The 25,819-nt window shown below is 72.1% G+C and carries 29 protein-coding genes; 21 read left to right on the forward strand and 8 right to left on the reverse strand.

The genetic code is table 11. The features are described from left to right. Window positions 1–78 precede the first annotated feature (78 nt). On the reverse strand, window positions 79–1,578 hold the full coding sequence (locus tag ACNQOV_RS11860; RefSeq protein WP_416394636.1) for an MFS transporter: 1,500 nt from the start codon (window positions 1,576–1,578) through the stop codon (window positions 79–81). Window positions 1,579–1,629: 51 nt separating this feature from the next. Between ACNQOV_RS11860 and ACNQOV_RS11865 the strand changes: the two genes are divergently transcribed. After that, a complete protein-coding gene (locus ACNQOV_RS11865; protein WP_416394638.1) occupies window positions 1,630–2,217 on the forward strand; it encodes a TetR/AcrR family transcriptional regulator in 588 nt (195 codons plus the stop codon). A gap of 60 nt (window positions 2,218–2,277) precedes the next feature. On the opposite strand, the gene ACNQOV_RS11870 is transcribed toward ACNQOV_RS11865, so the two are convergent. After that, window positions 2,278–2,970 carry a potassium channel family protein gene (locus tag ACNQOV_RS11870; protein ID WP_022906569.1) on the reverse strand — a complete coding sequence of 231 codons (693 nt, stop codon included), beginning with the start codon at window positions 2,968–2,970 and terminating at the stop codon, window positions 2,278–2,280. After that, window positions 2,963–4,396, reverse strand: coding sequence for a TrkH family potassium uptake protein (locus ACNQOV_RS11875; protein ID WP_022906570.1), 1,434 nt, complete (start codon window positions 4,394–4,396; stop codon window positions 2,963–2,965). The genes ACNQOV_RS11870 and ACNQOV_RS11875 overlap by 8 nt, the downstream gene beginning before the upstream one ends. Window positions 4,397–4,468: 72 nt before the next feature. Between ACNQOV_RS11875 and ACNQOV_RS11880 the strand changes: the two genes are divergently transcribed. The 5 genes from ACNQOV_RS11880 (at window position 4,469) to ACNQOV_RS11900 (ending at window position 6,158) form a co-directional block, all read left to right on the forward strand. Continuing rightward, window positions 4,469–4,984 carry an ArsR/SmtB family transcription factor gene (locus tag ACNQOV_RS11880; RefSeq protein ID WP_083857910.1) on the forward strand — a complete coding sequence of 172 codons (516 nt, stop codon included), beginning with the start codon at window positions 4,469–4,471 and terminating at the stop codon, window positions 4,982–4,984. Window positions 4,985–5,115: 131 nt separating this feature from the next. Beyond that, window positions 5,116–5,310, forward strand: a complete 195-nt coding sequence (locus ACNQOV_RS11885) for a helix-turn-helix domain-containing protein (RefSeq protein ID WP_022902482.1) — start codon at window positions 5,116–5,118, stop codon at window positions 5,308–5,310. A gap of 119 nt (window positions 5,311–5,429) precedes the next feature. Beyond that, complete coding sequence (locus ACNQOV_RS11890) at window positions 5,430–5,528, forward strand: 30S ribosomal protein bS22 (protein WP_003792170.1); 99 nt, start codon at window positions 5,430–5,432, stop codon at window positions 5,526–5,528. Window positions 5,529–5,613: 85 nt separating this feature from the next. Beyond that, the gene (locus ACNQOV_RS11895) at window positions 5,614–5,868 is read left to right on the forward strand and encodes a glutaredoxin family protein (RefSeq protein WP_022906572.1); all 255 of its coding nucleotides are present in this window, start codon (window positions 5,614–5,616) and stop codon (window positions 5,866–5,868) included. Then, entirely contained in the window at window positions 5,865–6,158 is a 294-nt protein-coding gene (locus tag ACNQOV_RS11900; protein WP_022906573.1) for a Dabb family protein, read from the forward strand. Before ACNQOV_RS11895 ends, ACNQOV_RS11900 begins: the two co-directional genes overlap by 4 nt. Before the next feature lie 104 nt (window positions 6,159–6,262). On the opposite strand, the gene aspS is transcribed toward ACNQOV_RS11900, so the two are convergent. Further along, window positions 6,263–7,603, reverse strand: coding sequence for an aspartate--tRNA(Asn) ligase (gene aspS / locus ACNQOV_RS11905; RefSeq protein WP_416394654.1), 1,341 nt, complete (start codon window positions 7,601–7,603; stop codon window positions 6,263–6,265). Between the two features lie 520 nt (window positions 7,604–8,123). Here aspS and ACNQOV_RS11910 point away from each other — a divergent pair. Next, window positions 8,124–8,333 (forward strand): hypothetical protein, encoded by a 210-nt coding sequence (locus ACNQOV_RS11910; protein ID WP_416394656.1) that lies wholly within the window; start codon window positions 8,124–8,126, stop codon window positions 8,331–8,333. Here ACNQOV_RS11910 and ACNQOV_RS11915 read toward each other — a convergent pair. Beyond that, complete coding sequence (locus ACNQOV_RS11915; protein WP_416394684.1) at window positions 8,322–8,696, reverse strand: MerR family transcriptional regulator; 375 nt, start codon at window positions 8,694–8,696, stop codon at window positions 8,322–8,324. The genes ACNQOV_RS11910 and ACNQOV_RS11915 overlap by 12 nt on opposite strands. Window positions 8,697–8,749: 53 nt before the next feature. On the opposite strand from ACNQOV_RS11915, the gene ACNQOV_RS11920 reads away from it, so the two are divergent. The 6 genes from ACNQOV_RS11920 to ccsB all read left to right on the forward strand — a co-directional run bounded on the left by ACNQOV_RS11920 (window position 8,750) and on the right by ccsB (window position 15,095). Continuing rightward, a complete protein-coding gene (locus ACNQOV_RS11920; protein WP_416394658.1) occupies window positions 8,750–10,240 on the forward strand; it encodes a SulP family inorganic anion transporter in 1,491 nt (496 codons plus the stop codon). 68 nt (window positions 10,241–10,308) lie between these two features. Beyond that, on the forward strand, window positions 10,309–10,965 hold the full coding sequence (locus ACNQOV_RS11925) for a histidine phosphatase family protein (RefSeq protein WP_022908133.1): 657 nt from the start codon (window positions 10,309–10,311) through the stop codon (window positions 10,963–10,965). Further along, window positions 10,962–11,576, forward strand: coding sequence for a TlpA family protein disulfide reductase (locus ACNQOV_RS11930; RefSeq protein WP_022908134.1), 615 nt, complete (start codon window positions 10,962–10,964; stop codon window positions 11,574–11,576). Before ACNQOV_RS11925 ends, ACNQOV_RS11930 begins: the two co-directional genes overlap by 4 nt. 45 nt (window positions 11,577–11,621) lie before the next feature. Then, the gene (locus ACNQOV_RS11935) at window positions 11,622–12,320 is read left to right on the forward strand and encodes a cytochrome c biogenesis CcdA family protein (protein ID WP_402269313.1); all 699 of its coding nucleotides are present in this window, start codon (window positions 11,622–11,624) and stop codon (window positions 12,318–12,320) included. Window positions 12,321–12,435: 115 nt separating this feature from the next. Further along, window positions 12,436–14,100 carry a cytochrome c biogenesis protein ResB gene (resB, locus tag ACNQOV_RS11940; RefSeq protein WP_402269315.1) on the forward strand — a complete coding sequence of 555 codons (1,665 nt, stop codon included), beginning with the start codon at window positions 12,436–12,438 and terminating at the stop codon, window positions 14,098–14,100. 5 nt (window positions 14,101–14,105) lie between these two features. Continuing rightward, the gene (ccsB, locus tag ACNQOV_RS11945) at window positions 14,106–15,095 is read left to right on the forward strand and encodes a c-type cytochrome biogenesis protein CcsB (RefSeq protein WP_031262425.1); all 990 of its coding nucleotides are present in this window, start codon (window positions 14,106–14,108) and stop codon (window positions 15,093–15,095) included. A gap of 81 nt (window positions 15,096–15,176) precedes the next feature. Here the strand turns inward: ccsB and ACNQOV_RS11950 are convergent, their stop codons facing one another. After that, window positions 15,177–16,157, reverse strand: a complete 981-nt coding sequence (locus tag ACNQOV_RS11950) for an o-succinylbenzoate synthase (RefSeq protein WP_416394660.1) — start codon at window positions 16,155–16,157, stop codon at window positions 15,177–15,179. Window positions 16,158–16,291: 134 nt separating this feature from the next. On the opposite strand from ACNQOV_RS11950, the gene ACNQOV_RS11955 reads away from it, so the two are divergent. The 4 genes from ACNQOV_RS11955 to ACNQOV_RS11970 all read left to right on the forward strand — a co-directional run bounded on the left by ACNQOV_RS11955 (window position 16,292) and on the right by ACNQOV_RS11970 (window position 19,941). Then, a complete protein-coding gene (locus ACNQOV_RS11955; RefSeq protein WP_416394662.1) occupies window positions 16,292–16,771 on the forward strand; it encodes a hypothetical protein in 480 nt (159 codons plus the stop codon). 22 nt (window positions 16,772–16,793) lie between these two features. Beyond that, on the forward strand, window positions 16,794–17,723 hold the full coding sequence (locus ACNQOV_RS11960) for a 1,4-dihydroxy-2-naphthoyl-CoA synthase (RefSeq protein ID WP_022907206.1): 930 nt from the start codon (window positions 16,794–16,796) through the stop codon (window positions 17,721–17,723). Next, window positions 17,723–18,859 (forward strand): AMP-binding protein, encoded by a 1,137-nt coding sequence (locus ACNQOV_RS11965; RefSeq protein WP_416394664.1) that lies wholly within the window; start codon window positions 17,723–17,725, stop codon window positions 18,857–18,859. Before ACNQOV_RS11960 ends, ACNQOV_RS11965 begins: the two co-directional genes overlap by 1 nt. A gap of 86 nt (window positions 18,860–18,945) precedes the next feature. After that, the gene (locus tag ACNQOV_RS11970; RefSeq protein ID WP_416394666.1) at window positions 18,946–19,941 is read left to right on the forward strand and encodes a 1,4-dihydroxy-2-naphthoate polyprenyltransferase; all 996 of its coding nucleotides are present in this window, start codon (window positions 18,946–18,948) and stop codon (window positions 19,939–19,941) included. 10 nt (window positions 19,942–19,951) lie between these two features. On the opposite strand, the gene ACNQOV_RS11975 is transcribed toward ACNQOV_RS11970, so the two are convergent. Continuing rightward, window positions 19,952–20,278: a DUF4229 domain-containing protein gene (locus ACNQOV_RS11975; RefSeq protein WP_022907203.1), complete on the reverse strand. Its 327-nt coding sequence runs from the start codon at window positions 20,276–20,278 to the stop codon at window positions 19,952–19,954. Window positions 20,279–20,343: 65 nt separating this feature from the next. Between ACNQOV_RS11975 and ACNQOV_RS11980 the strand changes: the two genes are divergently transcribed. Together ACNQOV_RS11980 and menD are read left to right on the forward strand one after the other, a co-directional pair. Beyond that, entirely contained in the window at window positions 20,344–20,730 is a 387-nt protein-coding gene (locus ACNQOV_RS11980; protein WP_416394668.1) for a PLDc N-terminal domain-containing protein, read from the forward strand. Beyond that, window positions 20,723–22,462: a 2-succinyl-5-enolpyruvyl-6-hydroxy-3-cyclohexene-1-carboxylic-acid synthase gene (gene menD / locus ACNQOV_RS11985; protein WP_416394687.1), complete on the forward strand. Its 1,740-nt coding sequence runs from the start codon at window positions 20,723–20,725 to the stop codon at window positions 22,460–22,462. Before ACNQOV_RS11980 ends, menD begins: the two co-directional genes overlap by 8 nt. Window positions 22,463–22,535: 73 nt before the next feature. Here the strand turns inward: menD and ACNQOV_RS11990 are convergent, their stop codons facing one another. Beyond that, complete coding sequence (locus ACNQOV_RS11990) at window positions 22,536–23,795, reverse strand: isochorismate synthase (RefSeq protein WP_031261816.1); 1,260 nt, start codon at window positions 23,793–23,795, stop codon at window positions 22,536–22,538. A 59-nt stretch (window positions 23,796–23,854) separates the two neighbouring features. Here ACNQOV_RS11990 and ACNQOV_RS11995 point away from each other — a divergent pair, with 59 nt between their 5' ends. After that, window positions 23,855–24,646 (forward strand): demethylmenaquinone methyltransferase, encoded by a 792-nt coding sequence (locus tag ACNQOV_RS11995; RefSeq protein WP_402269276.1) that lies wholly within the window; start codon window positions 23,855–23,857, stop codon window positions 24,644–24,646. Window positions 24,647–24,679: 33 nt separating this feature from the next. After that, window positions 24,680–25,759, forward strand: coding sequence for a polyprenyl synthetase family protein (locus ACNQOV_RS12000; protein WP_416394670.1), 1,080 nt, complete (start codon window positions 24,680–24,682; stop codon window positions 25,757–25,759). The last annotated feature ends 60 nt before the right edge of the window (window positions 25,760–25,819 follow it).

The raw sequence follows: 25,819 nt of genomic DNA on the forward strand, positions 1-25,819 counted from the left end.
CGGGCCGCCGACCAACAGCCAGCGTCCGGCGGGCCGCCGCCCGACGGGACGTCGGCCCGCGGGCTGCTGGTCCGAGGGTCAGCGACCCGCGGGCTGGTGGTCCGGGGCCCGGCGCTCCGGGGCCACGACATCGGCAGCCGGGGACGGCACGGTCGGCAGCGCGCGCCGGGCCCGGACCATCGCCCAGGCGACGAGGCCGCCCGCGAGCACGGTCAGGACCGATCCGCCGATCGTCACCGCGTCATCGAACGCGGCGCTCTGCGCGTGGCTCCACGGCGTCGCGGTGAGCGACCCGGTGAACACCGCGCCGAGCACCGTCCCGGCGATCGCCACACCGACGGCGGAGGCGACCTCGGACGACGTGTCCACCAGGGCCGCGCCGATGGTCGTGCGGTCCCCGGGCAGACCGCCGAGGACGTTCGTGCCGGCGACGACCCCGACGACCCGCATGCCCGCGGCGACGAGCACGAGTGCGAGGGCGATCCACCCGTAGCCGAGCGGCCCGAGCAGCGTGTACACGGCGAGTCCCACGACCACCGCGGCCGCGCTCGACCAGGCGGCGTGCCCGAGGCCGACCCGACGGACGAACGGCCCGACGAACGCGCTGCCGGCCACGAGCACGGCGACCTGCGGCAGCATGCCGAGCGCGGCGAGGGCCGGCGGCCACCCCCACGCCAGCTGGAGGTGGAGGGTCACCAGGTAGCCGAGCCCGGCGACCGCGATGCCCGTGGCGGCCTTGTACGCGAGGCCACTCGACACCAGCGGCCGGGCGACGAGCGCGAGGTCGAGCAGCGGGTGCGCCACGCGGCGCTGCCGGGCCCCGAACCAGGCACCGCAGCCGAGGGCGCCGACCGTGGCCGCCCAAGCCGTCCAGTCGGAGGGCCCGCCGTCGGCGAAGCGCGTCGGCGCGACGAGGGCGAGGACGATCGTCGCCGTCCCGAGCACCGCGGACGTCCAGTCGACCGGGGCCCGGTGGAGCCCGCCCGGGTCGTCCGCGGCGACGCCGAGCCGGATCCCGAGGAAGGCCAGCGCCGCGATCGGCACGTTGACGAGCAGGAGCACCTGCCACGGCCAGACGGCGAGGACGAGCCCACCGACCGTGGGGCCGACGGCGAGCCCGACGAGCCCCACGGTGGAGATGACCGTGATCGCACGGACCCGCCGCTCGTCGTCGTCGAAGAGCCGGAATGCGAGGGCCATCGAGCCGGGGGTCGTCATCGCGGCCGCGATCCCGGTCGCGACCCGGACGGCGACGAGCCCGCCGACGGTCGTCACGAACGCGGTCGCGAGGCTCGCGAGGCCGAGGAGGACGAGCCCGGAGAGCATCACCCGTCGCCGGCCGTACCGGTCGGCGACGGCACCGGCGGCGAGCATCAGACCACCGAAGACGAGCGAGTACGCCGTCGTGACCCACTGCAGTCCCGTCGCCCCGGTGTGCAGCTCGCGAGAGATCGTGGGGAGGGCGACGTTCAGGACGGAGTTGTCGAGCATCTCGAACAGGAAGACCGCGGCGAGCCCGGCGAGGGCGACACGCGATCCGCGCAGGGATCGGGGAGAGTGGAAGCGACGGGCGTTCATGCGTCTAAGTTAAGTCACTCAACTCAGTCAGTCAACAAGCAAGGAGTCCGCATGCCCAGGAGCGCGCCCCGCGGGGGACCGGAGACCCGGGCCCGGATCGCCGAGACCGCGTCCGGCATGTTCGCCGAGCACGGGTTCGACGGCGTCACCGTCGCCCAGGTCGCGACGGCCGCCGGGGTGTCGAGCGTCACGGTGTTCAAGCACTTCCCGCGCAAGGAGGACCTCTTCCTCGACCGCTCCGCCGAGACGATCGCGCTGTTCGTCGCCGCGGTCGAGGGCGTCGCACACGACGACGTGCTCGACACGCTCGAGGCGCTGACCGTCCGCGTGGCGGACGAGCGCGCGCCCGTCTCGGGACTCGCTCCCGGCGCCAGACGGTTCTTCCGGACCGTCGCGGACTCGCCGGCACTGCGGTCGCGGGCGCTCGAACTCGTGGCCGACGGGCAGCGCGCGCTCGGGGAGGCCGTCGGTGACCGGCTCCTCGCGGCGCTCTTCGTCGCCGGCTACGCCACCGTCTTCGTCCGGACGGCCGAGGCCGTCCTCGACGGCGAGGACGACGACACCGTCGTCGCAGCCCACCGTGCCGGTCTGGCACGGCTCTTCCGCGCCCTCCGGGACGGGGTCCCGTCCGCGACGTGACCGGTCGACGGCCGGGAGGCGCGCTGCGGGGCCGCACCGCGCCTCCCGGCCGTCAGGGGGTCACTCCAGGGCGGCGAAGCGCTCGAGCGCGCGCTCCGTCCCGGAGACGATGATGACGTCGTTCTCCCCGATCACGCTCTCCGGGGTCGCCGGCACGAACGCCTCGCCCGGGGTCTTGATGCCGAGCACGGTCAGACCGAAGCGTGTGCGGATGACGGTGGTGGCGAGGTCCTTGCCGCGCACCGACGCGGGCGGGAACATCTTGACGACGGCGAAGTCGTCGTCGAACTCGATGAAGTCGAGCATCCGGCCGGACACCAGGTGCGCCGTGCGCTCACCCGCCTCGCGCTCCGGGTAGACGACGTGGTTGGCGCCGATCCGGGACAGGATCGTGCCGTGCGAACGGCTGATCGCCTTCGCCCAGATCTGCGGGATGCCGAGGTCGACGAGGTTCGCGGTGATGAGGACGCTCGACTCGAGGTCGCTGCCGGTGCCGACGACCGCGATCGGGAAGTCCTGCGCACCGATCTGCCGCAGCGCGTCGATGTCGGTCGCGTCCGCCTGCACCGCGTGCGTGACCCGGTCCGACCACTTCTGGACGAGTCCGGCGTCGGTGTCGACGACCAGGACCTCGCGGTCCTGGCGCTCGAGCTGCCCGGCGGTGGCGGCACCGAACCGGCCGAGGCCGATGACGAGCACGGGGGCGTCGTGGCTCACGGCGCCGAGCGGGTGCGGGCGGTTGCGGTCAGCCAACGATCGGCCTCTCCTCGGGGCGACGGAACAGTTGCCGGCTCTGGCTGGCGGCCAGTGCAGCGGCGATGGTCACTGTACCGACACGACCGAGGAACATCGTCGCCGCGAGCACGTACTTGCCGGACTCCGGCAGGGACGCGGACACCCCGGAGGACAACCCGCACGTGGCGAACGCCGAGATCACCTCGAAGAGGACGCGGTCGAGGGACTCGTGGGTGATCTGCAGGAGCACGATCGTGGCGACGGCGACGATCGTTGCGCCCCAGAGGACGACGGCGACGGCCACGCGCAGGACGTCGCTCGGGATGCGGCGGCCGAACGCCTCCATGCTCTGCCGTCCGCGCGCCTCGGCGACGGCCGCCAGGAAGAGCACCGCGAGCGTCGTGACCTTGATGCCGCCCGCGGTCGAGGCCGACCCGCCGCCGATGAACATGAGCATGTCCGTGACGAGCAGGCTCGAGCCGTTCAGCTGGTCGAAGTCGACGAGCGAGAAGCCGCCGGAACGGGTCATGGTCGACAGGAAGAGGGCCTGGAACGCCGTGCGCCCCGCTCCTTCGCGGCCGAAGGTCGTCGGGTTGGACGCCTCGAGCGCGATGTACACGGCCGCGCCGCCGAGCAGCAGGACCGCGCTCGTCGCCAGCGTGAGCTTGACGTGGATCGGCCACCGGCGGGGCGTGCGGAGCTGCTTCGTGAGGGCGCGGATCACCGGGAAGCCGATCGAGCCGGCGACGACGCCCACCATCAGCAGGGAGAGGAACCAGTAGTCGTGCGCGAACGGCTCGAGCCCGCTCGCGTTCGGCGAGAACCCGGTGTTCGTGAACGCCATCGCCGCGTAGTAGAACGAGTCGCCGACCGCCGTCCAGAACGGCATGCCGGCGATGAGCACGGACGGCAGCAGGAGCAGCCCGAGGACGATCTCGATCGAGAGCGTGCTCACCGCGACGGTCGCGAGCAGGGTACCCACCTCGCCGAGGCGGACCGCCTGCCCCTCGGGGACGGCGCCGTGGTGGGTCCGGAGCGGGTTCGAGTCGCCGGCGGCCATGAGCTTCGCGCGGAGGCCGAGCTTCCGCGTGACGAAGAGCCCGAGGATCGAGGCGAACGTCAGGACGCCCACCGCACCGATCTGCGTGCCGATGACCACGAGGGTCTTGCCGAACACCGACCAGTGCGTCGCCATGTCGACCGTCGCGAGCCCGGTCACGCAGACCACCGACGCGGCCGTGAACAGCGCGTCCGCGAAGTGCGTCGACCGTCCGTCCGCCGCGGCCCACGGGGTCATGAACAGGCTCGTGAACACGAAGATGAGCGCCACGAACACCACGATCGCCAGGCGGGACGGCGACGAGCGCAGGGCGGTGCCCAGCCGGGAGGGCCGTCGACGCATCGTGTCCGCCGAGCGGGACGGCGGCTCGTGTCGGTCGAGCATCGTATGCCTCCGTGGACATGGGCAGGACGGTTCGTCATGGTACATCCGTGACGCCCCGGCTAGCCTTGCTGCATGGCCGACATCTTCAGCGTCGTGGCGGACCCCACCAGGCGTGAGCTGCTCGGGACGCTCCTGTCCGCGTACGGTTCCGACGTCACCGGCGGCGAGCTCAGCGTCGGCCAGCTCGTCGAACGCCTGGGCGTCAGCCAGCCGACCGTGTCGAAGCACCTCCGCGTGCTCCGCGACATCGGTCTCGTCACCAGCCGTGAAGAGGGGCAGCACCGCTACTACCGGCTCGACCCGGAACCGCTCGTCGGCATCGAGGAGTGGGTCCTGCCGTTCACCGGCGCGGTGGACGCTGACGGCACCCCGGCCACCACGGCCTGGACGCTCGACGGGCAGCCGGTCTCGGTCCGGCGCTCGGGCGCGGCGGGCAAGGCCACCGTCGAGGTCGGCACCGAGCTCGGCCGGGTGATGGCCGAGGCGTCGTACCGCGCGACGGCGGCCCTGTCCGGTGCGCAGCAGGGGTGGGAACGGGTCGTCGACCGGAGCCGCAAGCGGTTCACCCGGCGGGGCGACGAGGACTGAGTCCGGCGGGGCGACGGCGACCGGGTCCGGCGGGGTGGCCGGGCCTGTGTCCTCCCTGGACACCGGGTCGCACCGGCCCCTACAGTTGCCAGTGACCACACAGGTCACACCGAACATCCCGAAGGCGGACCATGACCGGCAGTTTCGACGACGTGCGCTTCCTCACCGTCGCTGAGGTCGCCGAGATGATGCGCGTCTCCAAGATGACCGTCTACCGCATGGTCCACGCGGGAGAACTCCCCGCCATCCGCTTCGGCCGGTCCTTCCGCGTCCCGGAGTCCGCCGTGGCGGACGTCCTGCGCGGCGGCATCGCCGACGTCGGCTAGGCGGGTCCGAACCGCGCCGTTCGACATCGCGTCAGCGCTCCGCTAGACTCGGCGGGGTTGTTTTTCCGCGGTCTCGTTGGCCCGGTGTCCACACAACATCAGTCCGAGTGAGGTCCGTTATGGGTTCTGTCATCAAGAAGCGCCGCAAGCGCATGGCGAAGAAGAAGCACCGCAAGCTGCTTCGCAAGACGCGCCACCAGCGTCGCAACAAGAAGTAAGTCCAGTACTTGCACCCGAAGCCCCGGTTCGCCGGGGCTTTCGTGTCTCCGGGGGCGGTGCGGCGAGGACGGTTAGGGTGGTCCCATGCCCGCCGTGACCCTGTTGACGAAGCCTGGCTGCCACCTCTGCGACGACGCCCGGCCGGTCGTCGAACGCGTCGTGGCGGAACACCCCGGGACGACCCTGCAGGAGCGCTCCATCCTCGACGACGACGCCCTCCGCGAGGAGTACGCAGAGGACATCCCCGTCGTCCTGGTCGACGGGCGTGTCCACAGCAACTGGCACGTCGACGCCGACCGGCTCCACCGTGCCCTCGAGAAGGCCGAGGCCCGCGCATGATCCACCACGTCGTCTCCTGGACCCTGCGCGAGGACGTCGACCGCGACGCCTCGATCGCCCGCGTCCGCGAACTCCTCACGGCCCTCGTCGACACCGTGCCGTCGATCCGGTCGCTCGAGGTCGTCGAGAACGTCGCCTACCCCGAGAAGAACAGCGACCTCGCCGTCGTGGCCACCTTCGACGACCTCGCCGGGCTCGACGACTACCAGGTGCACCCCGACCACCAGGCCGCGGCAGCGGAGATCCGCGGCCTCGTCTCGGGGCGGGCCGCCATCGACTGGCAGAGCTGAGCCGCGCCTCCGGGCCCGCGCCGCGCGCCGCGCTCGCTTCGTGAGCAGAAATGGTCGCCTCCCGACTCGGGAAGCGACCATTTCTGCACACGAAGTGCGGCGGCCTACGGGGTGAGGCGCGTCGGACCGCGGAACAGGTACGTGACCTCGCGGATGGACGGCTCGTGCAGCGCGAGCATGAGCACGCGCGCCAGGCCCATGCCGAACCCGCCGTGCGGCGGCACGCCGTAGCGGAAGAAGTCGAGGTACCAGCCGAGCTCCTCGGGGTCGAGGCCCTTCTCGACGGCCTGCGCCTCGAGGGTGTCCACGCGGTGCTCGCGCTGCGCACCCGTCGAGATCTCGGCACCGTTGAACAGCAGGTCGTAGCTGTTCGTGAGCGTCGGGTCGTCGGCGTGACGCATGTGGTAGTACGGCCGGATCGAGGCGTCGTAGTCGGTGACGAAGACGAACTCGGAGCCGTGCGTCTCCTTCGCCCAGGCGCTCACGCGACGCTCGCCCTCGGGGTCGAGGTCACCGTCGGCACGGACGACCTCGTAGCCGCTGTCGGCCACGATCTTCCGGGCCTCGGCCAGGGTCACGCGAGGGAACGGGGCGGTCGGCACGACGAACTCGAAGCCGAAGACCTCCTCGATCTCCGCGCCGTACTTCTCCTTGACGGCGGTGAAGCCCGCGACGAGGAGCTCCTCGTGCATCGCCATGACGTCCTCGTGCGATTCGACCCAGGAGATCTCGGCGTCGACGCTCGTGAACTCGGTCGCGTGGCGGCTCGTGAACGACGGGTCCGCGCGGAAGGCGTCCGCGATCTCGAACACCGCGCCGAACCCGGCCGGCTGCGCCATCTGCTTGAAGTTCTGCGGCGACTGCGCGAGGTACGCGGTCGTCTCGAAGTACTCGAGCTGGAAGAGCTCGGCACGGGACTCCGACGCCGAGGCCATCAGCTTCGGGGTGTGGATCTCGATGTAGTCGCGCTCCACCCAGTACGTGCGGAACGCGTGCTCCATCGTCGTCTGGACGCGGAAGATGAGGTTCTGCTTGCGGTTGCGCAGGTCGAGGAAGCGCCAGTCGAGCCGCTTGTCCAGCGAGGAGTCGTCCGCGATGGGGGTCTCCGGGATGGCGGCGCTGACGACGGTCAGCTCGCCGACCTTGACCTCGAGCCCGCCGAGCTTGACGCGCTCGTCGTGCTTCAGGGTGCCCTGCACGTGCACGAAGGTGCCGTGGGCGAGGCCGGAGATGGCCTCGGTCGTCGCCAGCGCGGCGGCGGAGGCGTCGTCGCCGTCGACCGCTTCGCGCGTGGCGGGGTTGACGAGCTGTGCGGCGCCGGACTCGTCACGGAGGACGACGAACTGCACCTTCTTCTGGTCTCGGACGGTCTCCACCCATCCGGCGACGGACACGGGGCCGTCGGGGCGTGCGGCGAGGTCGGCGATGCGGGTGCGTTCGATCACGGTGGTCGAGTCTACCGGGTGCGCCTCGGGCGCCGTCGTCGGGTGCGGTCGTCCCTCCACAGCTCGGCTTCCGTCCGGCGGTGTCCACAGGGCGGGCCCGGAGGCGCGGTTCGCCCCCGGCGTTCCGTAGCGTTCTCGACGTGGCCGGGTCGCGAGCTGGAGGGAGGCCCCGCATGACCGCAGGGGTCGAGGGGCTCGCGGCGTGGCCGCCTGCGGCGGTGGCGGCGGTGGTCGCGGCGGTGTCGCCCGTCGCGCTGACCGCGATCGCAGGGTGGCCGGTGGCCGGTGGCCGGTGGCCTGCGGGCGGTGTTGCGGTGGCGGCCGGACGTCGCGCGTGAGGAGCGGGATCGAGCGTGGTCGCGGTCCGTGTGGACGGTCGACCAGGCGTGCGACGGGGACGTGGGTCGGAGCGAGGTCGGGCTCGCGAGCGCCAGAGCGATGTCCAACATGCAGATCCTTCGCGATCACGACGCCGCGTTCGGCACGATCGTGCTCGAACGCATCACGGGAGGGGAAGACGATGACGGCGCGGGACCCGGTCGAGGTGCTCATCGAACGGCGGCGTGAGGAGTGGCGGCAGGAGGTCCGCCAGCGGTACCGGTTTCGTCCCTGGAAGGCTCGTCGGCTCATCGAGATGCACGACGACGTGATCCGTTCCATCGAGGAGACCCGTGCTGCGCGTCGCGAGCGCAGGCGGCTCATCGAGGCGGGGGAGCTGTCACGGGAGTGAGGCGCGCAGGGTGCCGAGCGTGCCGATGAACTCCTCGGCCATGCCCGCGCGCTCGACGAGCTTCGCGTGCCGCGCTCGTGCGTCGGCCAGGAACTCGTCGAGCCGCGCCGCGAGTGCTGGTGCGTGCTCGGGGTCCCGCTCGGCGAGTCCCTCGACGACCCGGAGCAGCTCGGCCATCTCGTCCAGGGTGAAGCCGAGCGGCTTCATCCGGCGGATCACGAGCAGCCGCTCCAGGTCCTCGTCCGTGTAGACACGGAACCCGCCGGTCGTCCGACCGCTCGGCACGAGCAGGCCGACCTCGTCGTAGTGCCGGATCGTGCGGAGGGACATCCCGGCGCGTTCGGCCAGTTCCCCGATGTGCATGGTGCTGCTCACGGCGACGACCCTACCCTCACGCGAGGGTAGGGTTCTGAGCGATGTCCGTGATCACCCACGCTCCCTCCGCGCCCAGCGTCCTCAGCGCCCTGCGCTCGCCCCGTCTCCTCACGCGCGAGGTCCTCGCCGGGGTCGTCACCGCGCTCGCCCTCATCCCCGAGGCGATCTCGTTCTCGGTCGTCGCCGGCGTCGACCCGGCGGTGGGGTTGTTCTCCAGCGTCGTCATCGCCGTCGTGATCTCGATCGTGGGCGGTCGTCCGGCGATGGTCTCCGCCGCGGCGGGGTCGGTCGCCCTCGTGATCGCGCCGCTCGTGCGTGACCACGGGATCGCCTACCTCGTCCCGACGATCGTCCTCGGCGGCCTCGTCCAGATCGTGCTCGGCTTCCTCGGCGTCGCGCGGCTGATGCGGTTCATCCCGCGGAGCGTCAACGTCGCGTTCGTGAACGCCCTGGCCATCCTCATCTTCACCGCCCAGCTCCCGAACCTGTTCGGCCCCGACGTGCCGCCGGTCGTCTGGGCGCTGACGGCCCTCGGCGTCGCCGTCATCATCGGGTTCCCGTTCCTCACGAAGGCGGTCCCCGCGCCGCTCGTCGCGGTGGTCGTGATCACCGCGATCACCATCCTGTTCGGCGTCGCCGTGCCGACGGTCGGCGACGAGGGCGCGCTGCCGACGGCGCTGCCGGGGTTCAACGGGATCACCACGCCGTTCTCGCTGGAGACGCTGCAGATCATCGCGCCGTACGCGTTCGGGGTGGCGATCGTGGGCCTGATCGAGACGCTGCTCACCGCCCAGCTCGTCGACTCGATCACCGAGACCGGGTCGAGCAAGTGGCGGGAGTCCTGGGGGCAGGGCATCGCGAACGTCGCCTCCGCCTTCTTCGGCGGGACCGGCGGGTGCGCGATGATCGGCCAGACCGTCATCAACGTGAAGACGGCGGGGGCCAGGACGCGCATCTCGACCTTCGCCGCCGGAGCGTCGGTGCTCGTGCTGACGATCGTCCTGCACGACGTCGTGGCCGAGATCCCGATGGCTGCGCTCACCGCGGTGATGATCATGGTCTGCGTCGCGACGTTCGACTGGCACAGCATCAGGCCCCGCACCCTCCGCCGGATGCCGCTCGGCGAGACCGCGGTGATGGTCATCACGGTCGTGGTCGTCGTCGTGACCGACAACCTCGCGACCGGCGTGCTCGTCGGGGTGGTCGTCGCGGCGCTCGTCTTCGCCCGGCGGGCAGCACACGTCGTGAGCGTCGCGCGCGAGGTCGTCGACGAGCACACGGTCCGGTACCGGGTCCGCGGAGCGCTGTTCTTCGCGTCCTCGAACGACCTCGTCACCCGGTTCTCCTACGCCGAGGACCCGGAGCACGTGGTCATCGACATGTCCGACGCGCACGTCTTCGACGCCAGCACGGTCGCGGCCCTCGACGGCGTCGAACAGCGCTTCGCGAAGCACGGGTCGAGCGTCGAGGTAGTGCACCTCAACACCGGGTCCACGGCGATCCACGGGCGGCTGTCCGGCGAACTGGGCTGAGTGGTTCCGCATCCGGTGAATCCCCTGTGCGGCCGGTGGGAACGGCTGGGCGACCTACACTGGAATCCATGCCCGCGACCCGAATCCACCTCGTCCGTCACGGCGAGGTGCACAACCCGGACCGTGTGCTCTACGGGCGACTCCCCGGTTTCGGACTGAGCGACCTCGGCAAGCAGATGGCCAGCGCCTCCGCGATCGCGTGGAAGGACGCCGGTGTCGACGTCCGCCGCATCGTCGCGTCGCCCCTGCAGCGCACGCAGGAGTCCGCGGCGCCCTGGGCCGAGGCCTACGGGCTCGACGTCGCCCTCGACGAGCGGCTCATCGAGCCGACGAACCGGTACGAGGGTCAGCCCCCGGGCTTCACGAAGCGCTCGTTGGCGCGTCCGGCCGAGTGGCCGTGGATCGCGAACCCGTTCCGGCCGAGCTGGGGCGAGGCGTACGAGTCCATCGCGAACCGCATGGTCGCCGCGATCGCGACGGCGTGGGAGAGCGTCGACGAGGGCGACGTCGTCCTCGTCAGCCACCAGCTGCCGATCTGGATGGTGCACCGGCGCCTCGCCGGCGAGCAGCTCTGGCACGACCCGAGGAAGCGACGCTGCGACCTCTCGAGCATCACCACCGTCGAGCGTGTGCCCGCCACCTCGTCCGGTCGGTTCACCGAGGTCGGGTACGCGGATCCGGCGCAGGCGTTGCGCGCGACCGCGATCGACGAAGGAGCAGTGTGATCAGCAGCAGGAAGCGGCTCGCGGCCCTCGCGGCGACGGCGGTCGCGGCAGCCCTCGTCCTCACGGGGTGCTCGTCCGACAACGACTCGCTGTCGAAGCAGTACGGCAGCGGGACGACCCAGAACTACATCTCGGGCAACGGCGCGGTGACCGAGGTCGCCACCGACAAGCGCACCGACGCGGTGGACTTCCGCGCGAAGGACATCGACGGCCAGACCCTGTCCTCCAAGGAGCTCAAGGGCAAGGTCGTCGTCCTGAACTTCTGGTACGCCGGCTGCCCGCCGTGCCGAGCCGAGGCCAAGTACCTCAACACGGTCCACGACCAGTTCCAGGGCAAGGACGTCCAGTTCATCGGCGTGAACGTGCGCGACGAGCAGGGCACCGCCGAGGCGTTCGAGCGCACCTTCAAGGTCGACTACCCGACCGTGCTCGACCAGCAGACCGGCACCATGCAGCTCGCGCTCTCCGGGCAGATCGCCCCGAACGCGGTCCCCGCGACGATCGTCCTCGACAAGCAGGGCCGCGTCGCCGCGCGTGTGCTCGGTGCGGTCGACGGCCCGGGCATCCTCAACACGCTCGTCTCCGACGAGTTGTCGGGCAAGGCCTCCTGACCCGTGTCCAGCAACCCCTTCGCCGACGCGATCCTCAGCGGGCAGATGGCCGTGGCGCTCCCCGTCGCGGCCCTCGCCGGCCTCGTGTCGTTCCTGTCCCCGTGCGTACTGCCCCTCGTGCCGGGGTACCTCGGCTACGTCGGCGGCGTCGCCGAGGGCGGGCAGCGGCGGGGTCGTGTCGTGCTCGGGGTGCTGCTGTTCATCCTCGGCTTCACCGCGGTCTTCGTGGCGTACACGACGGTCTTCGGCGCGCTCGGCTTCTGGCTCGTGCGATGGCGTGACCTCATCACGCAGGTCCTCGGCGTCGTCGTGATCGCGATGGGTCTCGTGTTCGTCGGGCGTTTCACGTTCCTGCAGCGCACGATCAAGCCCGGCTGGACCCCCGCGACCGGGCTCGTCGGCGCGCCGTTGCTCGGCATCGTCTTCGGCCTCGGATGGACGCCGTGCCTCGGCCCGACCCTCGCCGCGATCAACCTGCTGAGCGTGCAGTCGGGCAGTGCCTGGCAGGGCATGTGGCTCGGCGTCGCGTACTGCCTCGGGCTCGGCATCCCGTTCGTCCTCGTCGCGCTCGGCGCCGGGTGGGCCACGGGCGCGATCCGCGTCGTGAAGCGCCACATGCGCATCGTCAACATCATCGGAGGAGCGATCCTGATCGTCATCGGTCTGCTCATGGTCACCGGCATCTGGTCGGCCGTCATGTCGAGCGTCGGGGCGGTGATCCAGACCTTTGTCCCGGCAGTCTGAACCGTCCCCCGACGCGGGGGCGTCGTCGCGGCCCGAACCCGACATCGACGCCGGAGCGTCGTCGCGGCCCGAACCCGACATCGACGCCGGAGCGTCGTCGCGGCCCGAAGCCGACATCGACGCCACCGACACCTCGGCGGACCCGCAGCGACCGTCGGACCACGTCGACGGGTCCGGCCCCGAGGCCGCCGCAGGTGGCTCGGGCGACGCCGGGGTGAACCAGCCGAAGCTCGGACCGCTCGGGTACCTCCGCTTCTTCTGGCGACAGCTCACGAGCATGCGCACGGCGCTCTTCCTGCTCATGCTGCTCGCCCTCGCGGCCATCCCGGGCTCGCTCGTCCCGCAGCGCACGGCCGACCCCAACGGCGTCGTGCAGTACAAGTCCGACCACCCGCAGCTCTTCCCGGTGCTCGACAAGCTGCAGGTCTTCGACACCTACACCTCGGTGTGGTTCTCGGCGATCTACCTGCTGCTCTTCGTCTCCCTGATCGGGTGCATCGTCCCGCGCACGAAGCACCATTGGCAGGCGCTCCGCACCCGCCCGCCGAAGACCCCGGTCCGTCTGAGCCGTCTGGCCGGCTACCGCTCGGTCGCCGTCGACGGCGACGGTGTCACCCCGGAGCACGCCGTCACCCGCGCGATGGCGATCCTCAAGCGTTCCGGCTACCGCGTCGAACGGTTCGGCGACTCGGTGAGCGCCGAGCGCGGGTACCTGCGCGAGACCGGCAACCTGGTGTTCCACGCGGCGCTCGTCGGGGTGCTGCTCGCGGTGGGCGTCGGCGGCGGCTTCGGCTACACCGGTCAGCGCCTCCTGGTCGAGGGGCAGACGTTCTCGAACGTGCTCGGCTCGTACGACTCGTTCAACCCCGGTCGCTGGTTCCGGCAGACCGACCTGCAGGGCTACAACTTCACGCTCGACAAGTTCGTCACGAAGTACGAGGAGCGGAACCTCGACGCCCTCGGGCAGGCGCTCGACTACTCCGCCACCGTGACGACCCAGCAGAAGGGCGGCGCGAAGAAGACCAGTCGCCTCGGCGTCAACGACCCGGTGAGCGTCGGCGGCACGAACGTCTACCTGCTGGGCAACGGCTACGCGATGGACGTGACGGTGCGCGACGGCGACGGCAACGTGGCCTTCAAGGACACCGTGCCGTTCCTGCCGGAGGACGCGAACTACACCTCGACCGGCGTCATCAAGGTCCCCGACTCGAAGCCGGACCAGCTCGGCATGGTCGGCTTCTTCTACCCGACGGCCTCGAAGCTCTCGACGGGCGCCTACGCCAGCGCGTACCCCGACGACCAGAACCCGCTGCTGACCCTGCAGGTCTACACGGGTGACCTCGGCTTGAACGACGGCGTCCCGCAGAGCGTCTACACGCTCGACACCAGCGGCCTGCAGCAGATCGCGGGTCGGCAGTCCACGACCGCGAGCGTCGAGCTCAAGCCCGGGCAGACCAAGACGCTGCCGGACGGAGCCGGCTCGATCACGTTCGACGGCGTGAAGCGCTACGTGTCGCTCGACGTCCACCACGACCCGTCGCAGCTGTGGGTCGGCGGGTTCGCGGTCCTGTCCGTGCTCGGCCTGCTCACCTCGCTGTTCGTCCCGCGTCGCCGGGTCTGGGTCAAGGTCGTGGAGCGCCGCGCGGGCGACGGCGTCGAACCGGGCTTCGACCTCGAGTACGCGGGCCTCGCCCGCGGCGAGGACCCGAACCTCGAACGTGCCGTGGCGGACATCGCCCAGCGCCACACGTCGGACCTCGGAGTTAGGATGCCCCAGTGAACGACATGACCACGAACCTCGCGACCTACTCGGTCGTGCTGACGTACTCCGCGATGGCGGTCTACGTCATCGCGTTCATCGCGTTCGCCCTCGACATGGCCAAGCGGGCCGGCAACGTGGCGGCGGCGTCCGACGCGTCGAGCAGCGCCCCCGCGGTCCAGGCGGAGCGGACCGTCGCGACCGTCCAGGGCGGCACCGTCGTCCTCGAGAAGGTCGCGACCACCGATGCACCGTCCGGTCGTCGCGGCACGAAGTTCGAGCGCGTCGGCATGGCGATGACGATCCTCGCGCTGGTGCTGCACGTCGCCTCGGTCGTCCTGCGCGGCATCGCGGCCGACCGTGTGCCGTGGGGCAACATGTTCGAGTTCTCGCTGACCGGCACGGCGCTGATCGTCCTGATCTTCCTGCTCGTGCAGTTCTGGCAGAACCTCAAGTTCCTCGGCGTCTTCATCACCGGCCTGACGATCATCCTGCTCGGCATCGCGACCGTGAACTACTGGGTGCCCGTGGTCCCGCTGCAGCCCGCGCTGCAGTCGTACTGGCTCGTCATCCACGTGTTCGTGGCCATCGCCGGCACGGGCTTCTTCGCCCTCGGTGCCGGCCTCGCCGTGGCGCAGCTCGTGCAGACGTACCGGCAGGGCCGCACCGCCTCGGGCAAGCTCCGCTTCATGGAGACGCTGCCGGACGCCGACCGCCTCGAGGTCCTCACCTACCGCGTCCTGCTCGTCGGCTTCGTCCTCTGGACCTTCACGCTCATCGCCGGTGCGATCTGGGCCGAGCGAGCCTGGGGACGGTACTGGGGGTGGGACACCAAGGAGGTCTGGACCTTCATCATCTGGGTGGTCTACGCCGGGTACATCCACGCGCGGGCGACCCGCGGCTGGCGCGGTGCGCGCTCGTCGTGGCTGGCCCTCATCGGCTTCGCCGCGGTGATGTTCAACTTCTCCGTCGTCAACGTCTTCTTCAAGGGCCTGCACAGCTACTCGGGGCTCTGATCACCACCGGTCGCTGACGCGACCACGTGCGGACGGGAGGCGCGGTGCCAGCAGGCACCCCGCCGCCCCTCCGTCGTCCGGTCACGCGGCGGCGAGCACGGCGTGCACCCGCTCGAGCCGTCGGAACCACCAGTCGGTCCGTTCCGGCGACGCGGCGTTCCGGTCGAGCAGCTCTGGCGAGACGTCCGCCCGCCGCACCGGCACGCGACCACCGACCGGCAGCAGCGGCGTGGTCGTGACGTCCGAGGTGAACATGGCCGCGGTGCCGAGCCCGGCGGCGTACCCGGGCGACATCGCACGTGCCGCGAGGAACGCGCCCATCCCGAGCCCGACGGACGTGTCGAGCGCACTCGACACCACGCAGGGCAGCCCGGCGTCGGCGACGATCGCGTGGGCAGCGGTGATCCCGCCGAGGGGCTGCGCCTTCACGACGAGGACGTCGGCGGCACCGGCACGGGCGACGGCGAGCGGGTCGGAGGCGCGGCGGACGCTCTCGTCGGCGGCGATCGGCACGCCGAGGCCCGCGATCCGCTCCCGGAGCCGGGCGAGCTCCGGCACGGTCCGGCACGGCTGCTCGGCGTACTGCAGGTCGAGGGGCGCGAGGCGTTCGAGGGCCTCGACGGCCTGGTCGACGCTCCAGAGGCCGTTCGCGTCGACCCGGACCGCGGCGGAGGGACCCATCACCCGACGGACCTCGGCCACCCGGGCCACGTCGTCGTCGATCGTCGTGCCGGGCTCGGCGACCTTGACCTTGGCGGTCCTGCAGCCCGGGTACCGCGCGAGCAGGTCCGCGACGGCGTCCGGTGCGATCGCCGGCACCGTCGCGTTCACCGGCACGCTGTCCGCGGCGGGGTCGTGCTCGGACCAGCCGAAGTCGACGGCCGCCCGCAGCCACGCCGCGGCCTCGGTGTCGTCGTACTCGACGAAGGGCGAGAACTCGGTCCAGCCCGCCGGGCCCCGCAGGACCAGTGCCTCGCGCACCGTGATGCCGCGGAACCGCACCCGCATCGGCAGGGCGACCACGTGCGCGTCGGATCGGAGGTCGGCGAGGTCGGGGAGCACCTGGCCATCATCCCAGGAGCACCCAGGGCACCCCACGGTTCCTCGGAGGGGACCGCCAGCACCGCGCACTAGCATGCATCGGTCGGCCACGGTCGGCAGCAGCCAGGACGAGCACCGAGGACGAGGGAGGGCCTGTGGCGCGGGAACCGCAGCAGCGTGTGTCGCAGCGATCCGCAGCACCCTCCGCGGCGCGGGCCGACGCACCCGGTCGTGACACCGGCGAGTTCGCCCGGCTCATGCAGCGCAACACGGTCGACGTCCGGCAGCAGGCCCAGGGAGCGCGGAAGCGCCGCAACCCGGTGGTCGGCAAGATCGCCCTGGGACTCGCGGTCGTCTCGGCCGCGGTCGACGCGAGTGCGTTCGCGGTCTTCATGGGCGGCGACACCGACTTCGCGTTCGGCATCTGCTTCGTCGTGGTGTTCCTCACGCTCATCGCGGCCGTGCTCGGTTTCGTGGCGGCGGTCGGGTCGTTCGGTCGCTGGTACGGCGCCGTCGGGGTCGTCGTGGCGTTCTTCGCGAACCCGGTGATCCTCATCGTGCTGCTCGTGATCGTGGCGCCGGAGCTGCTCACCGACATGGGCGGTTCGGCCGCCACCAGCGGCACGGGGCTGTAGCCCGCGGCGGTAGCGTTGGGGCATGGCTGCCGAAGTCTCCGACCTGTTCGACCCCGACGTCTGGACCGCGGCTCCGATCGCGGAGCGGTTCACCGACATCACGTACCACAAGCACGTCTCGAAGGGGATCGTCCGGGTGGCCTTCGACCGGCCCGAGGTGCGGAACGCCTTCCGCCCGCGCACCGTCGACGAGCTGTACCGCGCGCTCGACGACGCCCGGCAGGACCCCCGCGTCGGCGTCGTCCTGCTCACCGGCAACGGCCCGAGCCCGAAGGACGGCGGCTGGGCGTTCTGCTCCGGCGGCGACCAGCGGATCCGCGGGCGCAGCGGCTACCAGTACGTCGGTGACGAGGGCGCTCCGCCCGAGGGTGTCGACCCGGCCGCGGCCGAGGCGTCGATGGGACGGCTGCACATCCTCGAGGTCCAGCGGCTCATCCGGATGATGCCCAAGGTCGTCATCGCCGTCGTCCCGGGTTGGGCGGCCGGCGGCGGCCACTCGCTGCACGCGATCTGCGACCTCACGATCGCGAGCGCCGAGCACGGCCGGTTCAAGCAGACCGACGCCGACGTCGGGTCGTTCGACGGCGGGTACGGCAGCGCCTACTACGCCAAGCAGATCGGCCAGAAGTTCGCGCGTGAGGTCTTCTTCCTCGCCCAGGAGTACTCGGCCCAGCGTGCGTACGAGATGGGTGCCGTGAACGCCGTCGTCCCGCACGCGGACCTCGAGCGCGAGGCGATCCGCTGGGGCGAGATCGTCCTCGGCAAGTCGCCGACCGCGATCCGGATGCTGAAGTACGCCTTCAACGCCGTCGACGACGGCATGGTCGGGCAGCAGGTCTTCGCCGGCGAGGCCACGCGCCTCGCCTACGGCACCGACGAGGCCGTCGAGGGCCGCGACTCCTTCCTCGAGAAGCGCGCCCCCGAGTGGACCGCGTTCCCCTGGCACTACTGATGACCCGTCCGCTGGTCGCGACCGGCACGTCGGACCCGTCGGCCGTGCTGCGCGGCCTGGAGGCGGCACTCGCCGGCGGCCCCGCCCTGCTCCCGGTCGCGGACGGCGCCCCGGCGCTGCCGACACCGGCTCCGGCCACCGTCCCGCAGCGGGTCGCGCTGGTCGTCGAGACGAGCGGGTCCACCGGGACCGGCAAGCGGGTGGCGCTGTCGTCGGAGGCGCTCCTCGCCGGGGCCGCCGCCGCGGACGCGGCGCTCGGCGGCCCGGGCGGCTGGGTGCTCGCACTGCCCGTGCACTACATCGCGGGGCTCAACGTCCTGACCCGCTCGATCACCGCGGGGACGTCGCCCGTCGTCGTCGCCGGCGGGCACTTCACGGCGGCGGCGTTCGCGGACGCCGCCGACCGGCTCGCCACCGGCCCCTCTGCCCCGCGTCGCTACACCTCGCTCGTCCCGGTGCAGCTCGCCCGGATCCTCGACGACGACCGGGCCACCGGAGCCCTCGCCGGCTTCGACGCCGTCCTCGTCGGCGGGCAGGCGACACCGCCGACCCTCCGCGACCGTGCCCGGTCCGCAGGCATCCCGATCGTGACGACGTACGGCGCGAGCGAGACGAGCGGCGGGTGCGTCTACGACGGGGTCCCGTTCGGCACCGTCCGCACCGACCTCGACGACGGCGAGCTGCTGCTGTCCGGGCCGATGCTCGCCGACGGCTACCTGGGCGACGACGCGCGCACCGCCCGGACCTTCACCGAGCGGGACGGACACCGCTGGTACCGGACGGGGGACGCCGCCGAGCTCGTCGACGGCGTCGTCCGCGTGCTCGGCAGGCTCGACGACGTCGTGATCTCGGGCGGCGAGAAGGTCCCGCTCGGCGCCGTCGAGCGGATCGTGCGCGGCCTCGACGGGCAGGAACAGGCCGTCGTGACCCGTCGGGCCTCGGGGGAGTGGGGCGAGGTGCCCGTCGTCGTGACCGACCGGCCGCTCGACCTCGACGCCGTCCGCCGCGCCGTCGGCGACGCCCTCGGGCGTGCGGCGCGGCCGGCCGAGGTCGTCGTCGTCGAGCGCCTGCCGATGCTCGCGTCCGGCAAGCCGGACCGACGGGCCATCCGGGCGATCGCCGACCCCACCCACTGACCGACGCGGGTCGACCGCCGAGCGCGATCCGTTCCTCCTGGACCGACGTGCCGGACGCACGGCCGACGCCGATACCATGGACGGTCGTGGCACGCACGAAGAACACGAACCGGTCCAGGAACCGCTCCGGCAACCCGGCGAAGGCCGCGGCACCCCAGCGCACGAAGCGCCGGGCGACCGCCCGCGACTGGATCGGCGGGGCACGTCTGCGCACCCTGACGCTCGGCGTCGTCCCCGTGGTGCTCGGCACGACCGTCGGGTTCGTCGACAGCGGCGAGGCGGGTGACTTCGGCGACTGGATCGCCAAGGACCACCACCTCCCGGTCGCGATCCTCGCGCTGCTCGTCGCCCTCTTCCTGCAGATCGGCGTGAACTACAGCAACGACTACTCCGACGGGGTGCGCGGCACCGACGAGTTCCGCGTCGGACCGGCCCGACTCACGGGTGCCGGGCTCGCGAAGCCCCGCACCGTGCTGACCGTCGCGCTGACGTTCTTCGGACTCGCCGCCGTCGCCGGGATCGTCATCGTGCTGCTCACCGGGCTGTGGTGGCTCCTGCTCGTCGGCGCCGCCGCCATCGTCGCGGCCTGGTTCTATACCGGTGGCAAGAAGCCCTACGGGTACAACGCCCTCGGCGAGGTCTTCGTGTTCGTCTTCTTCGGCCTGGTCGCCGTGCTCGGCACCCAGTTCGTGCTCATCGACCAGGTCACCCCGAGCGGCTGGGCGGCAGCGATCGCCGCCGGGTTCTTCGCCTGCGCGGTGCTCATGGTGAACAACATCCGCGACATCGACGAGGACCAGCTCGCCGGCAAGCGCACCCTCGCGGTCGTGGTCGGGCGGCCCGTCGCACGCGTGCTCTACGGCCTGTTCCTGATGCTGCCCTACGTGGTGCTGCTCTGGTTCGTGCTGCTCTACTTCCGCACCGGCTTCACGTACTTCTCGCTGCTGCTCGCCCTGCCGGCGCTCGCGATCGGGGTGTCGTCGCGGAAGCCGCGGGAACTCATCACGGCACTGCAGCTCTCGTCGTTCGCGTCGCTGGTGTTCGGCGTGGTGCTCGGCATCACGCTCGCCGTGCAGCCGTAGCCCGCGGGGATCAGCCCTCGCGGTGCTCGCGGCGCGCCGCGTGACGGTCGGCGTCGGAGACCGCCTGCCCGGTCGGTAGGTCGGTGTCCGCCGCGTCGACGAAGTCGTCCTCGAAGTCGGAGTCGACGTCGTGCTCCGGGGCCGGGCGGCGGTTCGCCAGGCTCTCCGTCACGCGACCGCGCAGCTTCGGCAGGGCGATGTACGAGATGAGCAGGGCCACGAGCGCAGCGACGATCGTCGCCCAGGCCGCCGTCATCGGCGTCAGGAGCAGGAGCAGTGCCAGCACCGCGGCGAAGATGCCGAGGCGGGCCAGGGTGTACACGAGCCACGCTTTCACCTGCGCAAGTCTACGGAAGCGCAACCGGCAGGGACCCCACAGGCTGCCGACCTAGACTCCCGGCCATGATCCGACTGTGGCTGATCGTCGTCGTCGCCGCCGTGGCGTTCACGGTGTACGCGGCCATCGACTGCGCCACGATGCCCCGGGAACGTGTCCGTTCCCTCAGCCGTGGCGTCTGGGTCCTCCTCGTCATCGTGCTGCCCGTGCTCGGCGGCGTCCTCTGGTTCCTGCTCGGCCGGGCACCGGCGACCCGTCCCGGCGGCGGCTCCGGGTACCGTGGACCCGAAGACGACCCGGACTTCCTCGGCGGCCCCAGCGGCCCCGATCAGCACCGCACGGACAAGGACCAGGACGACGAGACCCTCCGAGACCTCGAACAGCAGTTCCGCGAGCGGGAACGACGCGCCGACCGTCACCGCCGCGACGACGACGGCCGCGCCGATCGCTGACGGTCCAGCGGGGTCCGGCAGCCCCGCGACCGACTTCTCCGTCGCGCTCCTGACCGAGCTCGCCCGGGCCGGTGTGACCGACGTCGTGGTGAGCCCCGGCTCCCGGTCGCAGGCGCTCGCACTCGCCGCCGTCGCGCTCGAGCGGGTCGGCGGCACCACCGTGCACGTCCGGCTCGACGAGCGCACGGCCGGGTTCTTCGCGCTCGGGCTCGCCGTCGAGTCCGGTCGTCCCGCTGCCGTCGTCACGACCTCGGGCACGGCGGTCGCGAACCTGCACCCCGCGGTGCTCGAGGCGCACCACTCCGGGGTGCCGATGATCGTCGTGAGCGCGGACCGGCCCGGCGAACTCCGCGGGATCGGCAGCAACCAGACCACCGTCCAGCCCGGACTCTTCGGACCGGCCGTCACGGTCGTCCGCGACGTCGAGGCGCCGACCGCCGCCGGTGTCGACGCGGACGCCGTCCGGGGACTCGTGCGCGAGGTGGTCGCCGCGGCCGCCGGGCACACGGGGCAGCCCGGTCCGGTGCAGCTCAACGTCGCGTTCCGCGAGCCGCTCTCCGCCGGGCTCGGCGAGGGGGCGGTCCAGCCGGTGCCCGACGACGAGGTCGACCTCGCCTTCGCCACCCGGCGGGTGCACACGGGTCTGCCCGTGGTCGACCTCTGGCCGGACGACGAGCCCGCGACCATCGTCATCGCCGGGCACGACGCCGGGGCGGACGCCGAACGGATCGCCTGGGAGCTCGGTGCGCCGCTCATCGCCGAGGTGTCGAGCGGTGCGCGGTTCGGGCGGAACCTCGTCGTCGCCTACCGTGCGCTCCTCGGCGACCCGGACTTCGGCGGCGCGGTCCGCCGCGCGGTCGTGCTCGGGCACCCCACCCTCAGCCGCGAGGTCCCGGCCCTCCTGCAGCGCGCCGACGTCGAGACGTTCGTGGTCCGCGGACCGGGGGCCGACCCGTACGACCCGGCCCGCGCCTCCCGGCCGGACGCCGCGACCACCGTCGTGTCCGACGTCCGCGTGACGGGCCGCACCCGGCCGGAGCACCGTGCGTGGGTCGGCCGGTGGGTCTCCGCGAGCCGCGCGCTGCTCGGCGGGGGCGACGCCGGACCCGACCTCGACGCCAAGCGGTCCAGCGACCGTGCCGAGCGGAACAAGTTCCTCCGCGACGAGGTGGCGCTCCGCCGCCGCGCGGTCGACCGCACGATGCTCGCGGACGCCGTCTGGGGTGCGACCTGGCCGCACGACCGCCTGGTGCTCGGCGCCTCGCAGATCATCCGCGCCGCCGACGGGCACGTCCCGGGCAAGGCGATCCGGGTGCACGCGAACCGGGGGCTGGCGGGCATCGACGGGACGATCTCGACCGCGCTGGGGATCGCCGCCGCCCTCGAACGGTCCACGGCCTCGGTCGGCACCACCCGTGTGCTGCTCGGCGACCTGACGCTCCTGCACGACCTCGGGGCGCTCGTCACCGGCACCGAGGAGCACCGGCACCGCGTGCAGGTCGTCGTCGGGAACGACGGCGGGGGAGCGATCTTCCGCGGGCTCGAGGTCGCGGCGACCACGCCGGAGGCCGACATGCGCCGGATGATGACCACCCCGCAGCACGTCGACGTCGAACCGGTGGTGACCGGGCTCGGGTGGACCTACCGGCGTGCCGAGACCTGGGGCGACCTCGAGCGGGTGCTGACGGACCCCGCCGAGCGCGTCGTCATCGAGGTGCCGTTGGCCGACTGAGCGGACCTGTCGGACCGGCACCGCGTCGAGCGGCGGCCGACGTGCCGGGCCGGCACCGCGCCTCCTGGCCCGACTAGGCGAGTGCGTCGGTGACCGGGCGGAACTTCAGGGTCGTCTCGGCGACCTCGCGGGCCGGGTCGGATCCCGCGACGATCCCCGCGCCCGCCCATGCCCGCACGGTGCCGTCCTCGGTGATCCGTGCGCTCCGGAGGGCGAGCATCCACTCGCCGTCACCGTTCGCGCCGAGCCAGCCGACCGGTCCGGCGTAGCGCCCGCGATCGACCCCCTCGAGCTCGGCGACGAGCCGGACGGCCACGTCGGTCGGGGTCCCGGCGACGGCGGCCGTCGGGTGCAGGGCGTCCGCGACGTCGAGCGAGGTCGTCCCGACGGGCAGCGTGGCCTGCACGTCGGTCGCGAGGTGCCACAGGTTCGGCAGCTGCAACCGGAACGGCTCCGGGTCGGCGCGCAGCTCGGACGCGATCGGGGCGAGCGCGGCGAGCAGGCTCTGGATGGCGAACCGGTGCTCCTCGACGTCCTTCGTGCTCGCGGCGAGGGCCTCGGCGGCGGCCCGGTCGGACACCGGGTCGGTGCCGCGCGCCGCGCTGCCGGCGAGCACGCGAGCCGAGAGCCTGGTGCCGTCGGTCCGGGCGAGGGTCTCCGGTGTGGCACCGATGATCCCGTCGACGGCGAACGTGACGCACTGCGGGTACGCCTCGGCGAGGTCGAGCAGGATCGCCCGGCGATCGGCTCCGTCGGGCAGCGTCCCGACGAGGTCGCGCGCGAGCACCACCTTCTCGGCGTCGCCGGCCGCGATCCGGCGGACTGCGTCGGCGACCTTCGCGGCGTAGGCGTCCTCGTCGACGGCGCCCGGGCCGAGCGTCACGGACACGTGCGGCCCGACGTGCGGGACCGGCACCGAGGTGCGGGTGAAGGCGAGGGGCTCCGGGGCGAGCGTGGTGTCGACGGCGGTGAGCCAGGCCTTCCCACGGCGCCGACCGATCACGACGCGCGGGACGATGAGCACGCTCGTCTCGGCCGAGTCGTCGGCGAAGGCGAAGGACCCGAAGGCGACGAGTCCGGTGCCGCGCAGCTGCACGGGGTCGTCGACGACGGCCTCCTGCACGAGCGACCGCCACGCCGCCGAGGCCTCGCGCATCCGGTCCGGGCCGCTGAACGTCCACCGCACCGCCTCGCCGATCCCGACGATGCCGTCGCCGTTCCGGACGAACGCGAGCGGGCTGTCCCGGAGGGTGTGGCGGAGGACGGCGCCCGGATCGTCGAGGATCCGGGTCGAGACCGTCAGCGGTGGGGCCGCCGTGGTGGTTCGGGTCACGCCACCGATCGTACGCGCCACGCGGGGAACGTCCGGGCGCGACCTCTAGGATGTTGTGGGTGAGCAGAGCGGACCTGAACAAGCGGCCGGACGAGGTGGCGGCCATGTTCGACGACGTCGCCGCGAAGTACGACCTCACGAACGACATCCTCTCGGCGGGCAACGCTCCGCTGTGGCGTGTCGCGACGGTCCGCGCGGTCGATCCCCAGCCCGGCGAGAAGGTGCTGGACATCGCCGCGGGGACCGGCACGAGTGCGGCGGCGTTCGCGAAGAAGGGCGCCGACGTCACGGCGCTCGACCTCTCCGCCGGCATGATCGCCGTCGGTCGTGAACGCCACCCCGAGATCACCTTCGTCGAGGGCAACGCCGAGCAGCTGCCCTTCGACGACGACACCTTCGACGCCGTGACGATCTCCTTCGGGCTGCGCAACGTCAACGACCCGATGCAGGCCCTCGGCGAGATGCTCCGGGTCCTGAAGCCCGGCGGCCGCGTCGTCATCTGCGAGTTCTCCACGCCCCCGCTGGCGCTGCTCCGCTTCGGGTACGGCACGTACCTCAAGCGCGTGCTCCCGGGCGTGGCCCGGCTGTCCAGCAGCAACCCGGCGGCCTACCGCTACCTGGCCGAGTCGATCGAGGCGTGGCCCGACCAGCAGGTCCTCAGCCAGTGGCTGCGCGGCGTCGGGTTCTCGGTCGTCGCCTACCGGAACCTCACGGCGGGTATCGTCGCACTGCACCGTGGTCGCAAGCCGGTCGCGGGCGAGGTCCGTGAATCCGTCGCACGACGCGCCAAGGCCCGTCGTGCGCACCAGCACACCGGTGAGCAGCCGAGCGTCGACCCGACCGACGCCTGACCGGTCCCTCCACCCCCGAACACGGAGCAGCACTTGAATCCGAGCGTCCCGGTCGCACGTCGCGCACCGAGTCTCCGCGCATCGCTGGGCATCGGCGAGCGACTGTTCGCAACGCCCGCGGAACGCCGGTTCATCGCCGCGGTCGACGACGGTCTCGAGCTCGTCGAGCGGGGGCTCGAGGACGCCATGCGCTCCACCGACACCCTCGCCGACACCACGAGCCGGTACCTGCTGTCGGCGGGTGGCAAGCGGATCCGTCCGACGCTGACGCTCCTCATCGCCCAGCTCGGCGACGGCGTCACGGACGCGGTCGTCAAGGCCGCCGTGAGCATCGAGACGACGCACCTGGCGTCGCTGTACCACGACGACGTGATGGACGAGGCGCCGGTCCGGCGCGGCGTCCCCGCTGCGCACGTGACCTACGGCAACAACGTGGCGATCCTGACGGGCGACCTGCTGTTCGCGCGCGCCAGCCTCATCACGGCGGACCTCGGCACCGAGGGCATCCGGATGCAGGCCGAGACCTTCCAGCGGCTCTGCATGGGCCAGCTCCACGAGACGACCGGCCCGCAGCCCGAGGACGACCCGGTCGAGCACTACATCCAGGTGCTCAGCGACAAGACCGGCTCCCTGATCGCGACGGCCGCCCGCGCCGGCGTCATGTTCTCCGGAGCGGACCGCGCGTACCTCGACGCCGTCGGCACCTTCGGCGAGAAGGTCGGCGTGGCGTTCCAGCTCGTGGACGACGTGATCGACCTCGCCCCCGCGAAGGACAAGACCGGCAAGATCGCCGGCAACGACCTGCGTGCCGGCGTGGACACCCTCCCGCTCCTGCAGCTCAAGCGGCTCGCCGCGACCGGTGCGCCCGACGCGGTGGACCTGCTCGAGCGCATCGAGCGTGACGTGAACGCCGCGCCGGACGACGTCGTCGACTCGACGCCGTACCTGTCGGCGGTGGCGGCACTGCGCGAACACGAGGCCACCGCCGCCACGCGCGCCGTCGCGGTCCGCTGGGCGATGGACGCCGTCGACGCCCTCGAACCCCTGCCGGACGGCACGGTCAAGCGGGCCCTCGTCCGCTTCGCCGAGTCCGTCGTCGAACGCAGCCGCTAGCGCGGCACCACCGCGGTGGCCGACGGCCCCGCCCCTCGACCCCCTCGACCACCTCGGGAG

Source organism: Curtobacterium sp. LFS084, assembly GCF_047977705.1.
Lineage (GTDB): Bacteria > Actinomycetota > Actinomycetes > Actinomycetales > Microbacteriaceae > Curtobacterium.